The 22,888-nt window shown below is 70.8% G+C and carries 21 protein-coding genes; 9 read left to right on the forward strand and 12 right to left on the reverse strand.

Features of this window, described 5'->3' with window-relative positions:
* Window positions 1-6: 6 nt before the first annotated feature.
* From OG729_RS08090 to OG729_RS08110, 5 genes are all read left to right on the forward strand, one after another.
* The gene (locus OG729_RS08090) at window positions 7-939 is read left to right on the forward strand and encodes an ABC transporter permease (RefSeq protein ID WP_405805198.1); all 933 of its coding nucleotides are present in this window, start codon (window positions 7-9) and stop codon (window positions 937-939) included.
* Window positions 936-1,922 carry an ABC transporter permease gene (locus tag OG729_RS08095; RefSeq protein WP_405805200.1) on the forward strand — a complete coding sequence of 329 codons (987 nt, stop codon included), beginning with the start codon at window positions 936-938 and terminating at the stop codon, window positions 1,920-1,922. Before OG729_RS08090 ends, OG729_RS08095 begins: the two co-directional genes overlap by 4 nt.
* Window positions 1,922-2,926 (forward strand): ABC transporter ATP-binding protein, encoded by a 1,005-nt coding sequence (locus OG729_RS08100; protein ID WP_405805201.1) that lies wholly within the window; start codon window positions 1,922-1,924, stop codon window positions 2,924-2,926. Before OG729_RS08095 ends, OG729_RS08100 begins: the two co-directional genes overlap by 1 nt.
* Window positions 2,923-3,921 (forward strand): oligopeptide/dipeptide ABC transporter ATP-binding protein, encoded by a 999-nt coding sequence (locus tag OG729_RS08105; protein ID WP_360868854.1) that lies wholly within the window; start codon window positions 2,923-2,925, stop codon window positions 3,919-3,921. Before OG729_RS08100 ends, OG729_RS08105 begins: the two co-directional genes overlap by 4 nt.
* Window positions 3,922-4,034: 113 nt before the next feature.
* A complete protein-coding gene (locus tag OG729_RS08110; RefSeq protein WP_360868857.1) occupies window positions 4,035-5,243 on the forward strand; it encodes an MFS transporter in 1,209 nt (402 codons plus the stop codon).
* 77 nt (window positions 5,244-5,320) lie between these two features.
* Here OG729_RS08110 and OG729_RS08115 read toward each other — a convergent pair whose 3' ends face one another.
* From OG729_RS08115 to OG729_RS08140, 6 genes are all read right to left on the reverse strand, one after another.
* Entirely contained in the window at window positions 5,321-6,673 is a 1,353-nt protein-coding gene (locus tag OG729_RS08115; protein WP_405805203.1) for a carotenoid oxygenase family protein, read from the reverse strand.
* Window positions 6,674-6,781: 108 nt separating this feature from the next.
* Complete coding sequence (locus tag OG729_RS08120; protein ID WP_405805205.1) at window positions 6,782-7,249, reverse strand: SRPBCC family protein; 468 nt, start codon at window positions 7,247-7,249, stop codon at window positions 6,782-6,784.
* 71 nt (window positions 7,250-7,320) lie between these two features.
* Window positions 7,321-8,514, reverse strand: a complete 1,194-nt coding sequence (locus OG729_RS08125; protein WP_405811088.1) for an MFS transporter — start codon at window positions 8,512-8,514, stop codon at window positions 7,321-7,323.
* A complete protein-coding gene (locus OG729_RS08130; RefSeq protein WP_405805206.1) occupies window positions 8,490-8,831 on the reverse strand; it encodes an MFS transporter in 342 nt (113 codons plus the stop codon). Before OG729_RS08130 ends, OG729_RS08125 begins: the two co-directional genes overlap by 25 nt.
* A gap of 98 nt (window positions 8,832-8,929) precedes the next feature.
* Window positions 8,930-9,496, reverse strand: a complete 567-nt coding sequence (locus OG729_RS08135; RefSeq protein ID WP_360868868.1) for a TetR/AcrR family transcriptional regulator — start codon at window positions 9,494-9,496, stop codon at window positions 8,930-8,932.
* 16 nt (window positions 9,497-9,512) lie between these two features.
* Window positions 9,513-10,904 (reverse strand): glycosyltransferase 87 family protein, encoded by a 1,392-nt coding sequence (locus tag OG729_RS08140; protein ID WP_405805207.1) that lies wholly within the window; start codon window positions 10,902-10,904, stop codon window positions 9,513-9,515.
* Window positions 10,905-11,166: 262 nt separating this feature from the next.
* Between OG729_RS08140 and OG729_RS08145 the strand changes: the two genes are divergently transcribed.
* Both OG729_RS08145 and OG729_RS08150 read left to right on the forward strand, forming a co-directional pair.
* Entirely contained in the window at window positions 11,167-13,326 is a 2,160-nt protein-coding gene (locus tag OG729_RS08145; RefSeq protein WP_360868874.1) for a SpoIIE family protein phosphatase, read from the forward strand.
* 151 nt (window positions 13,327-13,477) lie between these two features.
* Window positions 13,478-14,626: a hypothetical protein gene (locus OG729_RS08150; RefSeq protein WP_360868877.1), complete on the forward strand. Its 1,149-nt coding sequence runs from the start codon at window positions 13,478-13,480 to the stop codon at window positions 14,624-14,626.
* A gap of 175 nt (window positions 14,627-14,801) precedes the next feature.
* Here OG729_RS08150 and OG729_RS08155 read toward each other — a convergent pair whose 3' ends face one another.
* The 5 genes from OG729_RS08155 to OG729_RS08175 form a co-directional block, all read right to left on the reverse strand.
* Window positions 14,802-15,026, reverse strand: a complete 225-nt coding sequence (locus OG729_RS08155) for a DUF6296 family protein (protein ID WP_360868880.1) — start codon at window positions 15,024-15,026, stop codon at window positions 14,802-14,804.
* 69 nt (window positions 15,027-15,095) lie between these two features.
* Entirely contained in the window at window positions 15,096-15,614 is a 519-nt protein-coding gene (locus OG729_RS08160; protein ID WP_405805209.1) for a hypothetical protein, read from the reverse strand.
* A gap of 225 nt (window positions 15,615-15,839) precedes the next feature.
* The gene (locus tag OG729_RS08165; protein ID WP_405805211.1) at window positions 15,840-16,397 is read right to left on the reverse strand and encodes a DM13 domain-containing protein; all 558 of its coding nucleotides are present in this window, start codon (window positions 16,395-16,397) and stop codon (window positions 15,840-15,842) included.
* A 101-nt stretch (window positions 16,398-16,498) separates the two neighbouring features.
* Window positions 16,499-17,797 (reverse strand): bifunctional GNAT family N-acetyltransferase/ATP-binding protein, encoded by a 1,299-nt coding sequence (locus OG729_RS08170; RefSeq protein WP_360868888.1) that lies wholly within the window; start codon window positions 17,795-17,797, stop codon window positions 16,499-16,501.
* A 388-nt stretch (window positions 17,798-18,185) separates the two neighbouring features.
* Window positions 18,186-19,664, reverse strand: coding sequence for a pyridoxal phosphate-dependent aminotransferase (locus tag OG729_RS08175; protein ID WP_405805213.1), 1,479 nt, complete (start codon window positions 19,662-19,664; stop codon window positions 18,186-18,188).
* Between the two features lie 78 nt (window positions 19,665-19,742).
* Between OG729_RS08175 and OG729_RS08180 the strand changes: the two genes are divergently transcribed.
* Window positions 19,743-20,474 carry a class I SAM-dependent methyltransferase gene (locus OG729_RS08180; RefSeq protein WP_405805215.1) on the forward strand — a complete coding sequence of 244 codons (732 nt, stop codon included), beginning with the start codon at window positions 19,743-19,745 and terminating at the stop codon, window positions 20,472-20,474.
* Window positions 20,475-20,490: 16 nt separating this feature from the next.
* On the opposite strand, the gene OG729_RS08185 is transcribed toward OG729_RS08180, so the two are convergent.
* On the reverse strand, window positions 20,491-21,720 hold the full coding sequence (locus tag OG729_RS08185; protein WP_405805216.1) for an MFS transporter: 1,230 nt from the start codon (window positions 21,718-21,720) through the stop codon (window positions 20,491-20,493).
* A gap of 56 nt (window positions 21,721-21,776) precedes the next feature.
* On the opposite strand from OG729_RS08185, the gene OG729_RS08190 reads away from it, so the two are divergent.
* Window positions 21,777-22,769 carry a DUF5937 family protein gene (locus OG729_RS08190; RefSeq protein WP_405805217.1) on the forward strand — a complete coding sequence of 331 codons (993 nt, stop codon included), beginning with the start codon at window positions 21,777-21,779 and terminating at the stop codon, window positions 22,767-22,769.
* Window positions 22,770-22,888 lie beyond the last annotated feature (119 nt).

The following is a 22,888-nucleotide window of genomic DNA, read 5'->3' on the forward strand; positions in this document are numbered from 1 at the left end:
AAGATCATGGCCCTCGCAACCACACCGGTGGAGGTTCCGGCGGGCAGCGGCCCCTGGCAGCTGGCCCGCGCGGAACTACGCCGCCGCACCTCCGTCAAGATCTCCCTCGTCATTGTCGTGCTCTTCGTCGTCATGGCGGCAGCCGCGCCCCTGCTGAGCGCACTGGGCGGCTGGTCGCCCGAGGAGTTCGACAAGTCCGCCGTCGACCCCTACCTGGGCGGGCTGCCGCTCGGACCGCTCGGCGGGATCTCCGCCGACCACTGGCTGGGCGTCGAACCCGTCACCGGCCGCGACCTGTTCGCCCGGGTCGTGCACGGCGCCCAGGTCTCCCTCCTGATCGCCTTCACCGCGACCGCGATCGTCGTGATCGCGGGCACGGCGGCCGGGATCGCGGCCGGCTACTTCGGCGGCCGCACCGACGCGGTCCTCAGCCGGATCATGGACCTGACCATGTCCTTCCCCTCCCTCATCTTCATGATCGCGATGATGTCGGTGGCCAAGGACGTCAACCGGATCGTGCTGATGACCGCGGTGATCGGGCTGTTCGGCTGGCCCGGCATCGCCCGCGTGGTCCGCGGCCAGACGCTCTCGCTCAAGCACCGCGAGTACGTCGACGCCGCGCGGGTGGGCGGATCGGGGTCCTGGCGGATCCTCACCCGCGACATCCTCCCGGGCGTCGCCGGGCCCGTCATCGCGTACACCACCCTGATCATCCCAGGGATGATCGCCACCGAAGCGGCGCTGAGCTATCTGGGCGTCGGCGTCCGCCCGCCCACCCCGTCCTGGGGCCAGATGATCGCCGAGAGCGTCGCGTTCTACGACACGGATCCCATGTACTTCGTCATCCCGAGCATCTGCCTCTTCCTCGCCGTGCTCGCCTTCACCCTCCTCGGAGACGCGTTGCGGGACATCCTCGACCCGAGAGGAAGCCGCACATGACCCGCTACCTCGGCCGCCGGCTGCTCGGCGTGGTCGGCGTGCTGATCGCGATCGCCGCCGTCACCTTCACCATCTTCTACGTCCTGCCCTCCGATCCGGCCGCCGCGGCCTGCGGCAAGTCGTGCAGCGCCGAACGCCTGACGGCGATCCGCGCCCACATGGGCCTGGACCAGCCGATCTGGGTGCAGTTCTGGGACTTCCTCAGCGGCATCTTCACCGGCCGCACCCTGGGCAGCGGCCAGTACGCGCTGCACTGCGGCTTTCCCTGCCTCGGCTACTCGTACGAGAACAGCGAGTCCGTCTGGGGCCTGCTGATGGACCGGCTTCCGGTCTCCGCCTCGCTGGCGTTCGGCGCGGCGGTGCTGTGGCTGCTGCTCGGTCTGACCGCCGGAGTCACCGCCGCCCTGCGCAAGGACACCCTGCTCGACCGGGTCCTGATGGTCGGCGCGGTCGGCGCCGCCTCAATGCCCGTGTACTTCACCTCGATGATGCTCATCTACGGGCTGATCCGGGTGGCGGGGCTGTTCCCCTATCCGCAGTACGTGTCCTTCGGGAGCGACCCCGTCCACTGGGCGACCAACCTGCTCCTGCCGTGGCTGGCGCTCGCCATTCTGTACGCGGCCATGTACGCACGCCAGAGCCGCAGTTCGATGATCGAGACGATGGCGGAGCCGTTCATCCGCACTGCCCGCGCCAAGGGCCTGCCGCGTCGCACGGTCGTCGTCAAGCACGGGTTGCGGGCCGGCATGACGCCGATCCTCACCATCTTCGGCATGGACCTGGGCGGGCTCCTCGCGGGCGCCGTCATCACCGAGTCCATCTTCGGACTCCCGGGCATCGGCCGGCTCTTCTACGGCGCGCTCTCCAGTGGGGACCAGCCGGTCATCCTCGGGGTCACGCTGCTCGCCGCCACCTTCATCGTCGTCGCCAACCTGGCCGTCGACCTGCTGTACGCCGTCGTCGACCCGAGGGTGAGGTTCTGATGAGCTCAAGCCAATCTCTGCTGAGCGTAAGGGACTTGAGTGTCACCTTCGCGACCAAGCGGGGGCCGGTGCGGGCCGTGGACTCGCTCAGCTTCGACGTCCACCGGGGCCGCACCCTGGGCATCGTCGGCGAGTCCGGTTCGGGCAAGTCCGTCACCTCGATGGCGGTGCTCGGGCTGCACACCGCCGCCGAGGTCACCGGCTCGATCAGCCTCGAAGGACAGGAGCTGCTGGGACTCGGGGAACGGGAGTTGAACCGGCTGCGGGGCCGCCGGATGGCCATGATCTTCCAGGATCCGCTCTCCAGCCTCCACCCGTACTACACGGTCGGCGAGCAGATCGCCGAACACCACCGGGTTCACTTCAACTCCCGCCGTGCGGTGGCCCACAGGCGAGCCGTGGAGATGCTCGCCGAGGTCGGCATCCCCGAGCCGGAACGCCGGGCGGGCGAGTATCCGCACCAGTTCTCCGGCGGGATGCGCCAGCGCGTGATGATCGCCATGGCGCTGGCCTGCGAGCCCGAACTCCTCATCGCGGATGAGCCGACCACCGCCCTCGACGTCACCGTCCAGGCCCAGATCCTGGAGCTGATCGCCCGGCTGCAGGAGGAGCGCGGACTCGCCGTCGTCATGATCACCCACGATCTCGGGGTGGTCGCCCGGGTCGCCCACGAGGTGCTGGTGATGTACGGCGGGCGCGCGGCCGAACAAGCCCCGGTGGACGCCCTGTTCGCAACCCCCGCCCACCCCTACACCCGCGGGCTGCTCGACTCCCTGCCCCGGCTCGACGACAGCGACGACGAACCGCTACGGGCCATCCCCGGCAGCCCGCCGTCCCTGCTGGCACCCGCCCCCGGCTGTGCGTTCGCGCCCCGCTGCCCCCGGGCGGCAGGCGCCTCGGAGAGCGAGCGGCTGCGCTGCGAGACCGAACGGCCCCTGCTCTCCGGACCGGCCGAGCATCCGGCTGCCTGCCACCTCCCCGCATACGAAGGCGTCGCCTCATGACCAGTACAGCTCAGCCACTCCTCAACGTGCGGCCACTCCTCAGCGTGCGGGACGTGACGATGGCCTTCCCGGGAAAGCGCCGCGGCAGGGATCCCGTGCGAGCCGTCGACGGCATCAGCTTCGACGTGGCCGCCGGGGAAACGCTGGGCCTGGTCGGGGAGTCCGGCTGCGGCAAGTCCACCACCGGCCGCATGATCGTACGGCTCCTCGAACCCACCACCGGCTCGATCACCTTCGACGGCCACGACATCAGCCATCTGTCCCAGCGCGAACTCAAGCCACTGCGCCGCGAACTCCAGATGGTCTTCCAGGACCCGCACTCCTCCCTCAACCCGCGCCAGACCGTGGCCCGGATCATCTCGGACCCCCTGCTGGCGCAAGGGAGTTCGTCGACGGACGCACGCAAGCGGGCGGCCGAGCTGATGGACCTGGTCGGACTCATCCCCGAGCACATCGACCGCTATCCGCACGAGTTCTCCGGCGGCCAGGCACAGCGCATCGGCATCGCCCGCTCGCTCGCCACCAGCCCCCGGCTGGTCGTCGCCGACGAGCCCGTCTCCGCCCTCGATGTCTCCGTACAGGCCCAGATCGTCAACCTCATGGAACGCCTCCAGCAGGAGCTCGGCCTGGCCTACCTCTTCATCGCCCACGACCTCTCCGTCGTCAAGCGGGTCTGCGACCGGGTCGCCGTCATGTACCTCGGCCGGATCGTCGAAATCGGCGACAAGGAACGGGTGTACGCCGCCCCGGCCCACCCCTACACCCGGGCGCTGCTCTCCGCGGTGCCCCTGCCCGACCCCGCGGCCGAGCGGGCCCGTGAACGCATCACGCTGCTGGGCGACCCGCCCAGCCCGGCCGCTCCCCCACCGGGCTGCACCTTCCACCCGCGCTGTACCAAGGCCCAGTCCATCTGCCGCACCGAGGCGCCACTGCTGCGGATCGCCACACCGGGCGAGCCGCGGGAGGTCGCCTGCCACTTCCCCGAGGCGGCCTGAACACGGCCCTGCCCCGGATCCGCTGGGCGGATCCGGGGCGGGGCCGTTCCACTCGGGCGCGCGCCGCCTCGTGCCTGGCGACGGCAGCCAGGGGGCGCTCGTAGGGTGAGCGCGTGATCGTTCGCAAGGGCGCAGTGAACGCAGGCGGTGGTCGGCGACCGGGCTATGTGGCAGCGGCCGTGGTGTTCGCCATCGGGATGGCCGGGACCACCCTGCCCACACCGTTGTACGGGCTCTACCAGGAACAAATCGGCTTCTCCGAGCTGATGGTGACCGTTGTCTTCGCCGTGTACGCCGTCGCGGTCATCACCGTGCTGCTGGTGGCGGGAAACTACTCGGACGAGGTCGGCCGCCGAACGGTGCTCCTGATCGCCATGGCCTCGTCGGCCGCGAGCGCGGGATGCTTCCTCCTGGAGAGCGGTCTGCCGCTGCTCTTCGCAGGGCGGCTGTTTTCCGGCTTCGCGGCCGGCCTGTTGAGCGGCGCGGCGACAGCGGCCGTCATCGAGCTGGCCGGTCCCGGGCAGAAGGCGCGGGCCGGGTTCGCCGCCACCGCCGCGAACATGGGCGGTCTGGGCTGCGGGCCACTGCTCTCCGGGCTGCTCGCGCAGTACGCGCCCTGGCCGCTGATGCTGCCGTTCTGGGTCCACCTGGGGCTGGTGGCGGTGGCCTCTGGAATCACCTGGTTCCTGCCGGAGACCGTGGCGGAGCCGAAGCGATGGCCGCCTCTGCAGCCGCAGGGAGTCAGGGTGCCGCCAGAGGTGAAGGGTGTGTTCGCACCCGCGGCGGTGGCAGCCTTCGCCGGCTTCGCGCTTCTCGGGCTGTTCACGGCGGTCGCGCCGAGCTTTGCCTCGCAGACGCTGGGCGTGCACAACCTGGCTGTTACGGGCGCGGTGGTGTTCTCCGTGTTCCTCGCTTCGACCGTCGGGCAGTCCCTGACGCAGCGGATCGGCGCGCGCCTCGCGCTCCCCGTGGGGTGCGCCATCCTCGTCGTGGGCCTGATGTTGGTGGCGTCTTCACTGATCGCCGAATCGTTGGCTCTGCTCGTCCTGGGCGCCCTGTTCGGCGGCGCAGGCCAGGGACTGGCCTTTCGCGCGGCACTCACCCTGATCAGCGGCGCGGCCCCGGCACAGCATCGGGGCGGCACCATTTCGGCGTTCTTCGTCGTCGCCTACGCCGGGATCTCGCTGCCCGTGGTCGGTGTCGGCGCCATGGCCACCTGGCTCGGGCTGCGCGAAGCCGGGCTGATTTTCACGGGCTGCGTGATGCTGCTGGCGGCAAGCGCGGGAACATACGCCGCGCTCAGGCCGCCGACGGGTCCGTAGCGGCCCGGCGCCGACAGGAAGCAGGCGCCGGATGCTTCGCAGCGTCCGACGCCTGCCTTGCTTCGGTGACGGGCGGGTCAGCCAGCGGTGTCGGGGATCCACGAGCCGTGGATCATGGCCGGGACGCGGCGGGGCAGATGGATGGTGGCGATCGGCGGGACGGACAGGTCGGAGGCGTCCAGGACGAGCATCTTCGACGCGTTCGCCTTCAGGTCGCTGACCACGGTCAGCAGATAGCCGTTGTCCTCGTCGGTGGCACCCTCGGCCTGGACGAAGACGGCCTCGCTGGGGAGTTGTCCGTTGCCGACGGGCAGCAGCTGGCGGCCTCCGGTGCGGCGGTCGTACTTGACGAGGGTGTGGTTGCCGATGCCGAGGTCGTCGGGGAAGGAGAGCGCGTACTGGTAGCGGTGCTCTCGGCCGGTGTACGCCTCGTTGATGGTCGGGAACTCCACGGTCAGGTCGTCGATCTGCTCCTCCTTGACCCGGCCCGCCGCGAGGTCGACAGTCCAGCGCCGGGTGCGGGAGCCGGAGTTGGGCTCGGCGCCGCGGTCCGGGGCGCCGACCCACCAGTTCCAGGAGCGCTGCCAGCCCTCGCGGCCCACGGTCGGGCCCTCGACGACGATGCGCCCGTTCGCGTCCTCGTAGGCGTTGGCGAAGTGCATCCCGTACCCCGGGAGGATGTCGAACCAGCGGACCTTGTCCGCGCCGCCGACGCCGCGCGGCATGACGCCGATGCGCGCCTCCTGGCTGTCGCTCCAGCTGTACGGGATGCCCGAGTGCTCGGACATGTCGAAGGTGACCGAGCCCTCCAGGAACACGACGTAGTGCTCCGTGATGGCGAAGTCGTGCTTGAGCGCGGCGCTCGCCCCGGGGACCTCCTGGCTCTGGAGGACCTGGCCGTCCGGCGAGGCGACGTGGTGGATGAGGAAGGGCGGGAACGGCGAAGAGGCGAAGAAGTGGAGCTCGCCGGTGGCCGGGTCCTCCTTGGGGTGCGCGGTCATGGCGGAGGTCAGCTTGCCGCCGAAGTCGTAGGCGCCGACGGTCTCCAGATCCGCCGTCAGCTCGAAGGGAAGGTTCGACTCGCACAGCGCGAGCAGCCGTCCGCCGTGCTCGATGACGTGCGTTCCGGCCGTGCTGGCGGTCAGGTCGGGGCCCCTCTCCGTCATGTACGGGGCGCCGTCCAGGGCGGGGGTGTGCACCCAGCGGTTGCGGTACCACTCGGCGCGGCCCTCGCGCAGCCGGATCCCGTGGACCATGCCGCTGCCCTTGAACCAGTGGGTCGGGGTGATGCCCGGCTTCGGGTTGTGGCTGTTGCGGATCAGCCGGCCGGTCAGCTCGGGGGGCAGGTTGCCCTCGACGGTGAGGTCGGTGGCGGTGATCTCGTCGGTGACGGGGGTGTAGTGGCCGGTCAGGTAGGGCTTGCTGGTCATCGTGAAGACCTCGTCTCTCGGTGATGGTGGTGGTGCGGTGTTGTGCGCGGGCGGGACGACCGCGGCCGGAACCGCTCCGGACCGCTCCGGACCGAAGCCGCCGCGCTGCTACCGGCGTTCGGCCTCGGCCTTCAGGTGGCCGGGCCAGCTCTCCAGGGACTGCCTGAGCGCCTGCTCCAGGGCGACGGGCTGGGCTTCGACCGGTGCGCCGCTCCAGGACTCCTCGGTGCGGACGGTCACCACGCCGTCGGTCTCCTCGAAGGTCCACAGGTGGACACCGTCGATGCCGTGCGCGGGGCCGCCCCAGACGATGCGCCGGCCAGGCACGACCTCGTGGACGGTGGAGGTGATGTCGAGGCCCGCGGTCAGCCATGTGAAGGACGCGCCAGGGGCGAGCGGGCCCTCGAAGTCGGCCCGGTCGATGTCCGGGTGCCACTCGGCCCAGGAGCCGATGTCCGTGTGCAGGTCCCAGAGGTCCGCGAGCGAGGCGTTGATCGTCGTCGAGAGACGGACGATGACGGGGGCGTTCTCGTCGATGGTGTGGGCGGGCGTGTCGCCGGGCGGGTGCGTGCTCATGGTGCGTTCTCCTTCATCGGTGTTTCGAGGTGAATCGAGGTGTTCTTGCGGTGGTTCGGGTTCGCGGTGGTTCACCGCGAACTCCGGGGCTCGGAGTGCGGCAGAGCGGGACCGGGCGCCGCCGGCTTGTCGTCCGCGTCGGCCTGTCGGGTCGATCGGCGTGCGAGGAGGGGGGTGAGTGCGGCCGCGGCGGCGATGAGGGCCGCCGAGACGAGGAACGCGGTCCGGTAGCCCTCGGTGAGCGCCTGGGCGTAGGTGTGGTGGTGCCGGGCGGTGGCTGTGGTCGAGGCGGCGAGGGTGCTCAGTACCGCCAGGCCCACGGCGCCGCCGATCTGCCGAGTGGTGTTGACGAGGCCGCTGGCCAGGCCGGCGTCGGCGGGCCGCACACCGGTGACAGCGGCGCCGGTGAGCTGGACGAAGGCGATTCCCAGGCCGAGGCCGATCACGAGGGTGGGACCGAGCAGATCGGTGACAAAGGTGCCCTGCGCGGAGATACGGGCCAGCCACAGCAGCCCGGCGGCCTGAGTCAGCAGACCGGCGGCGAGGGTGACATGCGGTCCCAGCCGGCGGGCGAGGCGGGGGGCGAGGGACGAGCCGAGCATGTTCGCTGCTGCGAGCGGGAGTTGTGACAGTCCTGCCTCCAGCGGACCGGCGCCGAGCACTTGCTGCTGGTAGAGGGGGAGGAAGAAGAACAGTCCGACCCACACGGCGCCGAGCAGCGTCATGACGAGGTTGGCTGGTGCGACAAGTCCTTCGGAGAGCAGCCGCGGCGGCATCAGGGGGGCGGGGTGGCGCCGTTCGACCAGGACGAAGAGTGAGAGCAGGACGGCTGCGGCGATGAGGAAGCCCAGCACGACGGGATCGCTCCAGCCGGCGCGCCGGGCGGAGGTGAGGCCGTGGACGAGGGTGACGAGCCCGATGGTGACGGCGAGCGTTCCGGCGAGGTCGAGACGCCTTGCGGCCTGGGCGGGAGGCTGTGAGGTGGGCACCAGCACAGCGGTTGCGGCGAGCACGGCGGCGGCGCCCAGCCCGGACACGTAGAAGATCCAGGGCCAGCCCAGGCTCTCGGTGAGCAGTCCGCCCGCCAGGACTCCGGCCGCGCCGCCGGCGCCGGAGACCGCGCCCCACACCCCCAGCGCTCTGCCGCGGCCAGGACCGGGCGGGAAGAGCTGCATGACCAGGGCGAGTGCGGCAGGCGCCACGGCAGCGGCTCCGATGCCCTGGAGCGTGCGGGCACCGATCAGCAGCCACGGCGTGGTGGCCAGGCCCGCGGCGAGCGAGGCACGGTGAAGAGCGTGAGGCCCGCGAGCAGGACCCGGCGCCGGCCGACCAGGTCGGCGGCCCTCCCGCCCAGCAGAAGAAGTGCTCCGAAGGCGAGTCCGTAGGAGTTGACGACCCAGGACATGCCGCTGTCGGACAGACCGACCCCGTCACGGATCGGGGGCAGGGCGACGTTGACGACGGACGTGCTCAGCGTGATCACGAACTGCGCACCGGCCAGGACCGCAAGGGCGGCCCCGCTGCGCGCGGCCGACGGGGCGCCGGCCCCCGTGGGGGGCCTGTCCGGGATGGTCGACTTCACGACCCCTCCTATGTGTGGTTAACCACTCACTCTTGTGGTCTGAAAACAGGCGGCCACCGGACCGCGCTTGGCAAGGTGGCCGCCCTGCAGGGCGACTGTCAGTAGTGCGTGATCCCCGCCGCGAGCGTGCGCGTCCAGGGCGCGTCCACTTCATCGACGCGGATGGAAACGATCAGGTGACAGAGCATGCCGACGGCGAAGAACTCCTGGACCTGCTGCTCACTGCCCCCCGAGGCCCCGCGGACGTACTCGACCGTGCGGGCGTATCCCGCTCGTACGGCCTCGCGGATCGCGGGTTCGGAGACTGCGGCAGCCTGGGCGTGCAGCTGCACCAGCATGAGGTCGTTGTCGCTGATCAGGCGGGCGTACGCGTCACCCATGGCAGCGAGTACCACCTCGGGCGCACTGCCTTTGGCTTCGGCGGCGCCGCCCTCCAGTGCCGCCCTGACCCTGACGAAGCAGTGGTCGACGACCGCGGTGAACAGCGACTCCTTGTTGGGAAAGAGCCGGTAGACATACGCCTGGGAGATGCCGGCCGCCTTGGCCACTTCCGTGGTGGTGGTGCCGAAGTAGCCCCGTGCCGCGAAGGCCCCGATGGCGGTGCGCAACACCGTTTCGCGACGTTCCTCCGCTGTGGAGAGATGGCGCTGTCGTTCCGTCTTCATGTGAGTACTTAACCACTCACTCTTTTTGAGTGTCAACCCGGGCGGGAGGAAGAGCTACAGCTACGTCTTCGGTACCGGTCGCGTCCGTCGTGCCGCTCGCGCCAGTCGTGGCCTTCCACAAGCGGCGGCAGGACAGCAGCGCCGCGCCGACGAGCAGTCCGTTGCGTACGACCATCAGTGTGTTGCCCAGCACCGAGCCGTCCATGACCTCCAGGTAGTAGGTCGGAAAGGCCAGCGCGGTCACGGCCGCCGCTGCCAGCAGCGCGAACGCCACCGGGCGCTGCGTGGTGTGCCGGGAGGTGAGGCAGACCGCGGCCAGGCCGATCAGCCAGACCAGATACTGCGGGCTGATCACCCTGCTGGTGACCGTGAACAGCAGGACGGCGGCGAGTGCGGCGTCGAACGGTGTCGCGGTGGTCCACCGCGTGGCCCTGCCCCGCCAGAGCATCAGCCAGCCGAAGGCGGCGGCGGTGAGCATCATGGACAGCTGAGCAACGGTCGCCACGTGCATGCCGTTGAACTCCAGGGCGCCGTAGCGGGATTCGATCCAGATGGGCATGCCCGACGCCCGCATCAGTGACAGCACGGTGCCGCCCAGCGACTCGATCTGCACACCCCTGGCGCCCTGTTGCTGCAGGAAGCCGAGGCTGTGCCGGAAGCCGAGGGCGAGTACGGCGAGCAGCGCGCCCGCCGCGGCGGCAGCGGACAGCCAGACCTGCCGGCTGGTGCGCCCGCGTTCCATGCCGATCAGGGTGAGCACCGGCCAGACCTTGACCATGGCGCCGAGCGCGGCGAACACCCCGCCGAGGCGCGGGCGGCGCCGGGCGCTGAGCAGGGCCAGCACGGCGAGGGCCGTGACCTGGATGTCGAACCGTCCGTGCGGCACATTCAGCAGAAGTGGCAGTCCGCCGGTCCACAGCCATGCCCCGGCGAGACCTCGGCCCTTGCGGGCCAGCGCCAGGGTGACGATCGCGTCGGTGGCGAGCGTGAGGACGAGGAACGCCTGGAAGTAGCCGAGGAACGGCAGCAGTGCGGGGAACAAGAACACCAGCCCCGCGCCCGGCGGATATTGCCAGGTGACATCGTTGACGGGGAAGGAGCCGTCGGTGAGCTGCTGGTACCAGTGCGGGTAGAGGAAGTTGGCCTCGTCCGAGACATTGCTGACGCCGATGCTGTCCTGGATGAGCAGATGCAGCATGCCGAGCCGGGTGAGGGTCCAGACCGCGTAGAGCACGACGATCGATTTCTTTGCCGTCCAGCTGCCGGCGCGGCGTGCCGCCCAGGCGAGGGCGCGGGCTGTTGCGCGAGATTCGACGGGCGAGGGGTCGTGCCGCTGGGGGCCGTCTGTGGCCGGGCCGCGCTCCGGGGCGGAGGTGCTGCCGACGAGGCCGGTCTGCTGCTGCGTCATGGACCCGAAATTTAGCTCTTTTTATGGCCATTTTTCGGTACTGAACCGCCCGTTCTCGCGCGGACGGCGGGCTGCGCCCGGGTGGAAACCGCCCAGCGGCCAAGCCGTCCGACCTGTACGAGGTGACCGTCAGAGTTCACACCATGCCATGGCGTGAACGTGCGTCCTCGATGCGGGCCGAGACCCGTACCGCGGTGAGATGCTGGAGGAGTCGCACGAATGCGCTTACGCAGGCGCCGGCCTCTCATGGATGAGGTGGCTGATGAACACCTCCGACGACACCGCCGGGCAGGACGGCCTGGCCCCCTTCGCCACGCTCCAGGGCAACAACGCCGATGAGGAGCCGTGGTGGGAGGTGGACCATTCGCTCGTGGGGCAGTTCCTCGCCCGTTCGCCGGTGGGCATGGCCGTGATGAGTCCGGAGCTGCGCTACGTCTGGATCAACGACGCGCTGGAGCGCATCGGCGGAGTCGCTCGTGAGGAGCGGTTGGGGAAGCGGCTCCGCGACGTGCTGCCGAAACTGGACGCCGAGGCGATCGAAGCCTGTATGCAGGAGGTCCTGGACACGGGCAAGCCCGCGGTGGACATCGAGTACCGGGGGCGTACCCGGGCCGATCCGGAGCGTGAGCACGCCTACTCGACCTCGTTCTTCCGGCTCGACGACACGCTCGGCCGGGTACGGGGGGTCTGCTACATGGTCATCGATGTCACCGACCGCTGGCGGGCTCGGCAGCGGCTCGCCCTGGTGAACGAGGTCAGTACACAGACCGGCAAAAGCCTGGATGTCATCCACATCGCACAGGCGCTGGCGAACAGCTGCGTACCCGGGCTCGCCGACTTCGTCGCCGTGGACCTGCTGGACCCGGTGCTGTGGGGTGAGTCCCTGCGCCGCGGACCTCTTCCCGGCACGCAAACGCTGCGCCGGGCGGGCAGGCGCGTTTCCACCGCGGACCTGCGGGGGCCGATCGCGGAGACCGGGCATACCGTGGCCTTTTTGCCGTCTTCGCCCGGCGCAGGCTGCCTTGTTGACGGCACGTCGTACCTGTGCCCCGCCCTGGACGACGACACCGGCGGATGGCTCGCCGGCGACCCGCGCGCCGCCGGGGAGAACCACGGACTCGGCCAGTGTTCGCTGATGCTGGTCAGAGCCGACGCCCGTGGCCACGCGCTGGGCGTCGCCACCTTCGTCCGCGGGCCGAGCCGCGGCCCCTTCGAACAGGATGACCTGCTCCTCGCCGAGGATGTCGTCGCGCGAGCGGCCGTCGGCATCGACAACGCACGCCGGTTCACCCGGGAGCACAACACGGCGCTTGCCCTGCAACGCTTCCTGCTGCCAAGGAAACTGTCCACGCGGAGCAGCCTTGAGGTGGCATCGCGCTACCTCCCTGCCCACGCCGGCGGGGTGGGCGGCGACTGGTTCGATGTGATCCCGCTGTCCGGAGCGCGGGTTGCCCTGGTCGTGGGTGACGTGGTGGGGCACGGAATCCACGCCGCCGCCTCCATGGGCCCGTTCCGCACCGCCGTCCGCACCCTCGCCGACCTGGACCTGCCGCCCGAGGAGCTGCTGGCCCATCTGGACGACCAGATGCTCAGTCTCATCGGCGAGGAGCCGTCGCAGGAGGACAGTCCGGCCTCCGCCGTACTCGGTGCCACCTGTCTGTACGCCGTCTACGATCCGGCCACCCGCAGATGCACCATGGCCCGGGCCGGCCACCCTCCGCCCGCGGTCGTCTCTCCGGAGGGGTCGGTGACCTTCCCCGACCTGCCGCCGGGCCCGCCGCTCGGACTGGGAGGTCTGCCGTTCGAGTCCGCCGAATTCGAGTTGGCGGAGGGGAGTGTCCTCGCGCTGTACACCGACGGCCTGATCGAGGCCCGCGACCGGGACGTGGACGTCGGTCTTGCGCGGCTGAGCGCGGCGCTGGCCAGTCCGGACCTGCCACTGGACGGACTGTGCGCGACTGTCCTGGACACGATGCTCAAAGGTCCTGCCGACGATGACATCGCACTGCTTCTCGCCCGTACGCACGCTCTCGGCGCGGATCAGGTGGCCTCCTGGGATCTGCCGTCCGATCCCGCGGTCGTTGCCGAGGCCCGCGCCCTGGCCATGCGCTGCCTCGGGGAATGGGGGCTCGGTGATCTGGCCTTCACCGTCGAGCTGATCGTCAGCGAGCTGGTCACCAATGCCATCCGCTACGCGCCTGGACCCATCCGGCTACGCCTGATCAGGCAGGACGTGCTGATCTGCGAGGTCTTCGACAGCAGCAGCACCTCCCCGCGGCTGCGTCATGCGCGCACCACCGATGAGGGTGGGCGCGGACTGTTCCTCGTGGCGCAGTTGGCCCGACGCTGGGGCACCCGCTACACCACCGAAGGCAAGATCATCTGGGCGGAACTCGACACTTCCCCGGCCGACGGGACCTGAGCCGATCACTCGCCGCTGCGCAGGTACGCCGCCCGGGCCGACCCGTCTTCGACCGGGCGGAGACCACCTCGCACTTCGGCGACCAGGAGGGCACTACGGACACATGGCCGTAATCTGGTAGTACCCACCAGCCCCGAGCTTGGGGGAGATCATGGAACTCGGTTTTCTCAAGCCGCTCTTCGATCGTCCAGGCCCATGGGCCTCCGTCTTCATTGAGACCACGCGCACGACCGAGGACGCGGCGAAGCTGCAGAAGCTCCGCGAGCGCTCGGTGGCATCGCAGCTCATAGACGCCGGTGCCGATCCCTACACCGTCAGGGCCGTGATCGGCAGGCTCGCCGACCAGCCGGTCTCCGGGGCACCTCCCGGCCGCGCGGTCTTCGCCGCAGGCGCCGAGGTCGTGCTCGACATTCCGCTCGCCATGTCGCCGACCAGCATCGAGGCGAGCTGGTCGATCCTGCCGCACGTTGCGCCGCTGACCGGCCTGCGGGGTGACGCGCCGCCGTGCATGGTGGCGTACATCGACCGCACCGGCGCCGATCTGGAGCTGCGCGATGCGCACGGCCGGGAGAGCGTGGGCCAGGCGAACGGCAAGGAGGGGCAGGGCCGAGGACACCGCAGCATCCCGGCGGACCGGTACGAGTGGCACTACCGGAACAAGGTCGAGAACAGCTGGAACGAGACCGCCGACGTCATCGCGGGCGAGCTTGCCAGGCAGTGGCCCGAGAGCGGCGCACAGCTGCTGGTGCTGGCCGGCGACGCCCGCGAGCGCAGGGCCGTGCACAACCGGCTGCCGGAGCGCATCCGGGCCGTGACCGTCGAGGCCGAGAACGGCAGCAGGTCCCCCGGCGCCTCGAAGGACGTGCTCGACCGGCAGATCGCCGAGGCCTGCGAGAACTACGCGCGCGACCGGCTCCAGAACGCGCTCGATCGCTTCCGCTTCGGACGCGGCAGGCCGGGCGAGCACCGCGAGGCCTCTGTCGACACCGGTCGCGGAGAAGCCGCTGAAGGGATTCCCGCCGTGGTGGACGCGGCCCGCAGCCACCAGGTGGCGACGCTGCTGCTCGCACAGGACGCATCCGACGCGGGCCGCGACGTGTGGATCGGCCCCGGCGTCGACGAGGTCGCCGTGCAGCGTGGCCAGGCGCAGGCGATGGGCGTCGCCAAGCCCATGCAGGCACGCGCGGACGACGCGCTGCTGCGGTCCGCCGCGGCGGCCGACGCCGAAGTGCTGCTGGTCCCCGAGGGCATGCCCGGCCCGGCGGGCGGGCTGGGAGCGGTGCTGCGCTGGAGCCTTTGAGGAGTCCGACGCAGTCGGTTCGGGCCCGGGTGGCCGGCCAGGGCGCCAGGGCGCAAACGGGGGTGATCAGCGGTGAGGACAGGCTGGTACCGCCGGTCACCACCCACTCCGGGCTGCCGGCTGGAGTGAGGGGCGATGCATCGGGCTGCGCCCCACCCGACCGGGGGGCTCCGGGTCACGAGCTGAGTGAGCGCACCTTCACCGGAGTCCCGGGCACCTGGTGGCCTCCGCTGGCCAGCATCCGTACCTCTCCGCGGTCGCTGATCTCCGCGCGTACGATTCCCGTCTCGTCCTGGTAGATCGGATATCCGCCCGCGCCCGACCGTCCGGTGCTCCGGACGATCACCACGTCGTCCTCCCCGGCGGGCGCCTGAAATACAAGTTCGTAGCTCTGGTCCATGGCGGCCTCCCGGTCCATCGTCACTCACGCCCGCCGTGTGCGCCTCAGGAGAGCGCGCGGACCGGGCCGCTACCGGAAGATCGCCATGGCCTGTACCTCCAGGACCGCGTCCTCGGCGTTCCAGTCCTGGACCTTGCCGAGGCAGCGGGCCGAGAACGCCCGCTGCGGGACCTGGTTGCGCAGGCCTTCCGTCGCGCACGTGACCCGGACGCGTGCGCTCCGCGCCGGGCGCACCGCGCGAGCCGCCTGCGGCCGTGCGCCGTACCGGCGGATGAAGGCGTCGAGGTCCATCCCGGCGTTGTTCTCGCCGTCCGTCATCAACACGATGGAGACGGCCTGCCCCGGCCGGTCGTGTACGACGGTGGCCACCTCCTGGTAGGCGTGGTCGAGCGTGGACCAGATGGCGGTGCTGTCACCGAAGTCGTCCGCGGCCACAAATCCGCGCAGGCGGTCCAGGTCGCGCTGCCCGTCGTAGGTGACACTGCGCTCGGCGAGTACGCGTCCGCCGAACCGCATCACCGTGAGCGACTCGCCCCGGTAGAACCTGACGGTCGACGACCGCCGGCTTGTCCGGGAAGTACAGCGCATTGCCGACCGGCTCGCGCAGCCGCGGGTCCCGTGGCACGGCGAGATCGACCGGCCGGCGCTGCGTACGCTCCATGATCTTCCTCTGAACCGGTTCGCTCTTGAGCCAGTCCACGAGCTTGTCGTACGCGGCACGCTTGGCGGGGTCGAGCAGCAGCAGGGGGTAGTCGGACAGCACCATGCCGGCGAACAACTCGGCCCGGAATCAGGGAAGTTGGGGACGCAGGACTACGCGGGCGGGGCAAGCTCGGCGGCGCCGAAGGAGACGTCGAAGCGGCCGCACCAGATGCTGACGCTCGTGTAGCCGGCCAGATCGAGGTCCCGGGGCAGGGCGTAGTTCTGGTCGCCCTTGTTGCCCTTGAGCTTGCCGAGGCTGACGTGCTTGCCGTCGTCGAAGACCCGCCAGCCCGCCGTGCCCCGCTTCACGGGGGCGTCCGTCAGCAACACCCGGAGATCAGGACCGTTGCTGGTGTCCAGGTTCTCCAGCCGCAGAATGCGGGAGCCGTCGGGCAGCCGGACGATCCGGGCCGAGCCCGAGGTGTTGTGCTCATGGCTTATGAGCGTGCCGGACGCCAGGGTCTGCGGGTCGGAGGCGGCCGTCGCCGCGGTCCCCGGCACCCCGGCCGCCTCAGCCGCGGCGGCAGCGGGGAGTTCGTCCCGTACCGTCTCGTCGACCCACAACTTCCACGGCTGGAACCAATAGAGCCCGAGGCCCAGCGCCATCACACCGACGACCAGCACCGAGATGACCACGGGCCTCTTCAGCAACAACCGCACGCGTCCCACGACGTCCTCCCGATGTCCGCCCGGGCGGTGTGCCCGGGCCCGTCCATTCAACGGGACTTCGCGCCGCGAAAGGCGGCCCGGTCGATGACGGAAGTCTTACGTCAGACCCGGGCGTGGGCCGTGATGTCCGCGCCGAACTCCTCGATCATCGCGGGCGTCACCGTCGGCCGGCACTGGGCGATGGCCGCCAGATAGTCCTCGGTGCTCGCGCCGAGCACCCGTGCCTCGCCGGTGGCCCGGGACGAGGTCCCGAGCGTCTCCAGGTCCCGCTCGAAGGCGGCCTGGGCCGCGATCCGGGCCGCATGCTCGATATCGGCCGGAGTGAACAGCTCACTGGCCGCCACCAGCACCGACACATCCGCATCGGGCCGGCCACCGGTGTACCGGGACCAGATCGCCGCCCGCGCCGCCGTGTCCGGGGTGCCGATCGGGATCAGATAGTCGAATCTGCCGGGGCGCAGGAACGCCGGGTCGAGCGAGCGTACGGAGTTGGTGGCACACACCAGCAGCCGCTCGTCCCGCTCCCGGAAACCCGGTATGAGCTTGAGCAGTTCATTGGTCACCCCGTGCATCCCGCCGGGCTGCGCGGGCTCGGTGCGCACGGGTGCGATCTCCTCGACCTCGTCGATGAAGACGAGGACCCGCTCGAGCTCCGCGATCCTGGCGAAGGCGCTTCGCAGGGCGGCCGCGAGATTGCCCTCGTCGGCCAGCCGGGACGGGAGCAGTTCAACGAAGGGCCAGCCCAGCTTGGCGGCGATGCCCCGGGCGAAGGTCGTCTTGCCGGTCCCGGGCGGACCGAACAGGGCGATGGCCCGCGGCGGCCTGACCCCGTGCCTGGCGGCCCGCTCCGGCTGCGCCAGCGGCAGTACGACGCGCCGTTCGATCAGGTCCTTCTCCGCCTCCATGCCCGCCACCTCGGCCCACAGGTCGCTCGGCAGGAACCGGCCGCCGAGGTCTTCGAGCAGACTGGCCGCGGGTCCGTGCAGCGGCTCGACCTTCTCGAAGTAGGCGACGGCGGGCTGCCGGGTGTAGCCCGCGTTGAGCAGTCCCTCGCCGAGCAGTTCCTCCTCGGGCAGCACATAGGCGATACGACCGACCCGGGCGGCGACGAGCCGTCGCTCCAGTTCGACCAGCAGGGCGCTGGCGAGACCCCGGCCGCGCCAGGCGGAGGAAATGGCGATACGCATCACCCAGGCGCGTTCACCGGCCACGCAGGCGAGCGCAGCGCCGATCGGGACGCCCTGGTGGACGGCTACGACGGCGGGCTGCCGGGAGGTGAGCGCGCCGATGCACTCGGCGAGCGAGAAGACCGACTCCTGCCCGAGCTCGGCCGTGGTGTCGATCAGGTGGACCACTGCCGCGAGATCGCTCTCGCGGTAGTCGTGGATGAGCCAGTTCACCGGGACCGCCCCTCGTTGCTGCCAAGGCTGCTGTTGGGGCGAGGCTAGGGGCGGTGGGGCGGTCGGGTCCTGCTCCACTGTGCACAAGGTCCGGTCCCAGAACCCGACGTTCCGTCTCTAGCCACGGGGCCGGTGACTCCCACCGGGGCTCGGCCCCGGACCCCGGGCGGGGGCTCCGCCCCCGGACCCGCCCCCTACGCCCTGCGGGCGTGGGGGACCCCCGGCGCCTCAATCTCCCCCAGACTTCGTCCGGGGGACCCCCACGGGGCTTGATTTGCCCGGGCCGTTGTCGGGGCTCCGCCCCGAACCTCCGCTCCTCAATCGCCGGAGGGGCTGAATTTCCAGCCCGTCCGGCCATTGAGGACACGCCCGAAGGGCGTCACAACCCCTACGCTCCGGCGATCAGCCGGTCCACCGCCGCCGTCCCTGACGTGTAGCCCCCCACCGCCGCCCTGGCCGCCCCGACCATCCCGCCGCCCGCACTGCCGACCATCCCACCGGCCATCCCACCGGCCATCCCGCCGGCCATCCCGCCGGCCGGCACCCCGGTCAGGGCGCTCGCGGCGGGCCGCTCGGCGGACGGGACCGGGCCGAGCCCCCGTGCCGAGACCGGCTCCTGGGCCAGCGCCAGCATCGGCATCGGCCCCGGCTGCTGCACCTGTGCCCGCAGTTGCGGCTGCGGCTGCGGCTCAGGCGTCTGTGCGAGCATCGGCGCCAGCGGCTCCGGCCGCGGCTCCGGCACCGGGGCGCGCCCGTACAGCACCTGCTCCATCGCCGACATCAGCCGCATCTGGTCCTGCTGCGGCCGCACCACCAGCCGCATGAAGCGGCTGGAACTGCCCACCTTGTTGCTGCACTCACGCACCAGCACGCCGTGCTCGGCGAGCAGCCGGTCCCGCAGGACCGTCCCGTCCACACCCTCCGGCAGGCGTACGTAGAGGAAGTTGCCCTGCGACGGGTACACGGTCAGGCCCGGCAGCTGGGAGAGCCGCATGGTCATCTCCTGCCGGTCCCGGCGGGCCTGGTGCAGACTCTCGGCATACTCCTGCCGGTGCTCCTTCAGCATGAACACCACGGTCTCGGCGAAGGAGTTGAGGTTCCACTTGGGCAGCGCGGACCGGATCTTCCCGGCGAGGGTCGGATTGGAGACGAGATAGCCGAAGCGGACCCCGTGCAGCCCGAAGTTCTTGCCCAGACTGCGCAGCACGATCACATTCGTCCGCATGACGGCCTCGGCGGCGACGCTCGCCTCCTGCTCCGCGTCCGCGAACTCGAGGAAGGACTCGTCGACGACGACCAGGTCCAGATCCTGGAGGGAGTCGAGCAGCGCGATCACCTGCTGCTTGGGCAGCAGGCCGCCGTCGGGGTTGTTGGGGTTGCAGATGACCGCGGTCCGCGAGCCACGGCTGCGTACGAACTGCACGAAGGATGCCGGGTCCAGGCCGAAGCCGTGTGCCTCCGGCAGCAGCAGCATGTCGACGCGCTTACCGGTCTCCATCGGCTGGTCGGTCCATCTCCCGAAGGTCGGCACCGGCACGGCGAGGGACTCGCGGACCAGCAAGTGGTCGATCCAGGTGATCAGTTCGGTGGAGCCGTTGCCCATGGCGACGGTCTGCGGATTGAGTCCGAGGACCTGGCAGAGCTCGGCGGTGATGGTGTCCGCGCTGCTGGGGTAGTAGGTGAGGATCTCGCGCAGACTGCGACCCAGCTGGTCGAACATCGCGGGGGTCGGGAAGTACGGGTTGCAGGGGATGCAGAAGTCGGTGATCTCGCCGGCCGCCCCGCCGCCCGCCCGGTTCAGCGTGAAGTACGACGGGCTGTGAGCGGTGGATGCACGAAAGAGTGCGGTGACATTACTGCCGGCCATGAAGCTGCCTCCCCTGCCTGCCAAGGCCCCGTACCGGATGCGTACGGACCCCCCACGTATACGGAGGAAGATGGAGTGATGTTCACTCCCTCGGGCCCCACCTTCCGCGAACTGGCCGCTCAGGCGCTCTCTTCCACCGAGCACGGTTACGACCTGCTGGCGCCCAAGTTCGACGAGACTCCCTTCCGTACGCCGGACCGGCTTCTCGGCGCGGTGGCACGTGCCGTCAAGCCGCTGGGCCCCTTCCGGGCGGGTCTCGACGTCTGCTGCGGCACCGGCGCAGGAGTGGGTGTACTGCGGCAGCTGTGCGAGGAGGAGGTCACCGGCGTCGACTTCAGCGCGGGCATGCTCGCCGAGGCAGCGCGGTCCCTGCCGGACGTGCCGGACGGCGTGACGGTGAGCTGGGTACGGGCCGACGCCCGCGCCCTCCCGTTCGAGCGGGCCTTCGACCTGGCCGCGAGCTTCGGGGCGTTCGGCCATTTCCTGCCCAAGGAGCGGCCGGAGCTGTTCGCCCAGGTCCACAAGGCGCTGCGGCCCGGCGGCCGCTTCGTCTTCCCCGTGCCGGCCCCGCCGCGGATCGGCTCATTGCCGTACTGGGAGCTCTGGGGGTTCGACGCGGCGATGCGCGTACGGAATCTGCTGTGGCGGCCGCAGTTTGTCATGTACTACCGCACGTGGCGGCTTGGGGACGTGCTGGCCGACCTCGGCCGCGCGGGGTTCTCGGTGGAGCTGGAGCCGCTGGCGGAGTTCGGACGGCGGGCGGACGGAAGTCCTCGCTGCCGGCTGGTGGTCGCCACCCGCCGCGAGTGAACCCACGCGAATTGATTCAGGGCAGGGCAACGGGTGCGGCAGCGGCCCGGCGGCCGATCGGGACCATCGCGGTGCCCACCGCCAGGAAGGCCGTACCGATCAGCAGCCAGCCCGCCGGGCCACCGCCCGTGACCAGCACCGCCACCACCAGCGGACCCGTCGCCCTGGCCAGGTCCTGGCCGAAGCTCCAGGCGCCGAGGTACTCCCCCTGACGTGCCGGGTCGGCCAGTCCGTACGACAACCCCCAACCGCTCGCCGAGGAGAGCAGTTCGCCGGCGGTCAGCAGCACGACGCCGACCGCGAGTACCGCCACGGCCCAGCCGGGCGGCAGCGTCGCCGTGCAGGCGAATACGGCGCACGCCCCCAGCAGCGCCCATCCGGCCCGGCGGCCCGCGAGGGCGGCTCCTGCCACGGTGTCGGAGCCGCGCGCCGCCCTGATCTGGAACAGGATCGCGAGGGCCGTGTTGAGGAGCATGAGCGCGGCGAAGGACCAGCGCGGCGCGCGGGTGTGCTCGGCGATCCACAGCGGCACGCCGAGGTTGAGCACCTCCGCCTGGATGTACAGCAGCCCGGAGAGCGCGGCGAGGACGAGGTAGCGCCCGTCGCGCAGGGCGGCCCGCCCGCGCGCGCCCGGCGTCCCCGCGGCGACCGGATGGCCGTCCGGCATCCGTGCGAGTACCGCGGCGACGACCAAGTACGAGAGGCTGTTGCCCACTACCAGCGCGGTGTAGGCGGCACGAGTGTCGAGGACGAGTGCGACGCCCGCACTCAGACTGCCCAGCGAGAAACCGATGTTGACCATCACCCTGCTGTACGCGCTGGCCGCGACCAGGGCCGCCTTGTCGGCGATCCGGGCGAGGTATGCGCTCTTGACGGGGCGTGAGGCGCTCTGGGCGAGCCCGATGACGCAGACGACGGCGAGGTACCCGGCGAAGGAGTCGACGGCCATGTAGCAGGCGAAACAGCCCGCTTCGACAAGGGCGGTGGCCATCCAGACGCGGCGCTGGCCATAGCGGTCGCCGAACCGTCCGGCCGGCACCGACACGGCGGGGCCCAGCAGCGCGGCGGTGGTCAGACCTATGCCGACCTGGGCGGGGGTGAGCCCGACGACGCGGGTGAAGAACAGGGCAGCGCCGGTGAGGAAGAGGCCGTTGCCGAACCAGTCGGCGAGGGTGGTGGCCGCGTAGGGGCGCAGCGGACCGCGGGGCGGCAGCACGGTCGCCGCCCGGGAGAGTGTCGAGGGCATGGCTCCCACCCAACGCGGTCCGGTCCGCCTCCGACACACATTTAGGCTGGGGCTCAATGCTCAATTACCGCCTGGAGGTCGACGACCTCGCCGACATGCGCTTCGCGTGCTCACCACTGCTGGAGACGGCCACCAGCCTGTGGGCGCTGCGGCGTCCCGAGAGGTACGTGCTGCATTTGCCCTGGGTACGGCAGACGCGCGCCGCGCTCGATGCTGCGGACGACCTCGACGGAGATCTGCTGGGTGAACTGGCGGTCGGCGGCAGCGGCTGGATCCCGGACTTCATCACTCCCCGTCCCACCTCGCCACTGCCGGACGTGGCCGACGAACTTCGCCGGGTACGCGCCACCGACTCCGGCAAAGCCCTTGCGGATGTGCGCGCCGCCTACGCGGACCGCCCGCTGGCGCCCCGTATCGCCGAACTGGCGCACCACCCGGCCCGGTTGCGCGATGCGATCGCGGACACGGTCGAGGCGTACTGGCAGCTGGCGATCGCCCCGCACTGGCCGCGGATGCGCGCCGTCCTGGAGGCGGACATGCTGCACCGGGCCCAGATGCTGGCCCGCGACGGCGCGGCCGCGGTGCTCACCTCGCTCGATGCCACGGCGGTGTGGCGGGACGGCGAACTGAGCATGTTCGTCCACCGGGATCTGCACCTGGCGACGTCGGTGGCCGGGCGCGGGCTGTGGCTGGTGCCGACGCTGTTCGCCCGGCACGCCATCAGCCCGGTCGGCCCCGACGAGCCGCCGACGGTCTCGTATCCGGCCCGCGGTGTGGGCACGCTCTGGGAGACCCGCCCGCCGCGCTCGTCCGGTGCGCTGCCGGACCTGATCGGCCGCCCGAAAGCGGAGCTGCTCACACTCCTGACAGGCCCTGCGTCCACGACGGAACTCGCCCGCCGCACAGGCGTCACCCCGAGTGCCGTCTCGCACCATCTGGCGGTCCTCCACCGCACAGGGCTGGTGAGCCGGTCGCGGGTGGGACGGGTGGTGCTGTACGCGCGTACGGACCTTGGCGAGCGGCTGCTGGCGGATCTCCCGATCGTCTGAGTTCGGGTGCAAGCGGTGCCTACGCGGATCGGGTTCGGGTGCAGCTGCGGCCGTACGCGGATCAGGTTCAGGTGCAACTGGGTTCGTACGCCATCAGGTTCGTGCACGGCTCACGCGGA

The organism is Streptomyces sp. NBC_00210 (genome assembly GCF_045160975.1).
GTDB lineage: Bacteria > Actinomycetota > Actinomycetes > Streptomycetales > Streptomycetaceae > Streptomyces.

Bases quoted from the DNA above. Each gene is read 5' to 3' on its own strand.
- OG729_RS08145 (WP_360868874.1), top strand. From the start codon at position 11,167: ATGAACACCTCCGACGACACCGCCGGGCAGGACGGCCTGGCCCCCTTC.
- OG729_RS08175 (WP_405805213.1), bottom strand. From the start codon at position 19,664: ATGGCCGGCAGTAATGTCACCGCACTCTTTCGTGCATCCACCGCTCAC.
- OG729_RS08180 (WP_405805215.1), top strand. From the start codon at position 19,743: ATGTTCACTCCCTCGGGCCCCACCTTCCGCGAACTGGCCGCTCAGGCG.
- OG729_RS08160 (WP_405805209.1), bottom strand. From the start codon at position 15,614: ATGCGCTGTACTTCCCGGACAAGCCGGCGGTCGTCGACCGTCAGGTTC.
- OG729_RS08190 (WP_405805217.1), top strand. From the start codon at position 21,777: ATGCTCAATTACCGCCTGGAGGTCGACGACCTCGCCGACATGCGCTTC.
- OG729_RS08135 (WP_360868868.1), bottom strand. From the start codon at position 9,496: ATGAAGACGGAACGACAGCGCCATCTCTCCACAGCGGAGGAACGTCGC.
- OG729_RS08095 (WP_405805200.1), top strand. From the start codon at position 936: ATGACCCGCTACCTCGGCCGCCGGCTGCTCGGCGTGGTCGGCGTGCTG.
- OG729_RS08090 (WP_405805198.1), top strand. From the start codon at position 7: ATGGCCCTCGCAACCACACCGGTGGAGGTTCCGGCGGGCAGCGGCCCC.
- OG729_RS08105 (WP_360868854.1), top strand. From the start codon at position 2,923: ATGACCAGTACAGCTCAGCCACTCCTCAACGTGCGGCCACTCCTCAGC.
- OG729_RS08140 (WP_405805207.1), bottom strand. From the start codon at position 10,904: ATGACGCAGCAGCAGACCGGCCTCGTCGGCAGCACCTCCGCCCCGGAG.
- OG729_RS08100 (WP_405805201.1), top strand. From the start codon at position 1,922: ATGAGCTCAAGCCAATCTCTGCTGAGCGTAAGGGACTTGAGTGTCACC.
- OG729_RS08150 (WP_360868877.1), top strand. From the start codon at position 13,478: ATGGAACTCGGTTTTCTCAAGCCGCTCTTCGATCGTCCAGGCCCATGG.
- OG729_RS08120 (WP_405805205.1), bottom strand. From the start codon at position 7,249: ATGAGCACGCACCCGCCCGGCGACACGCCCGCCCACACCATCGACGAG.
- OG729_RS08155 (WP_360868880.1), bottom strand. From the start codon at position 15,026: ATGGACCAGAGCTACGAACTTGTATTTCAGGCGCCCGCCGGGGAGGAC.
- OG729_RS08115 (WP_405805203.1), bottom strand. From the start codon at position 6,673: ATGACCAGCAAGCCCTACCTGACCGGCCACTACACCCCCGTCACCGAC.
- OG729_RS08185 (WP_405805216.1), bottom strand. From the start codon at position 21,720: ATGCCCTCGACACTCTCCCGGGCGGCGACCGTGCTGCCGCCCCGCGGT.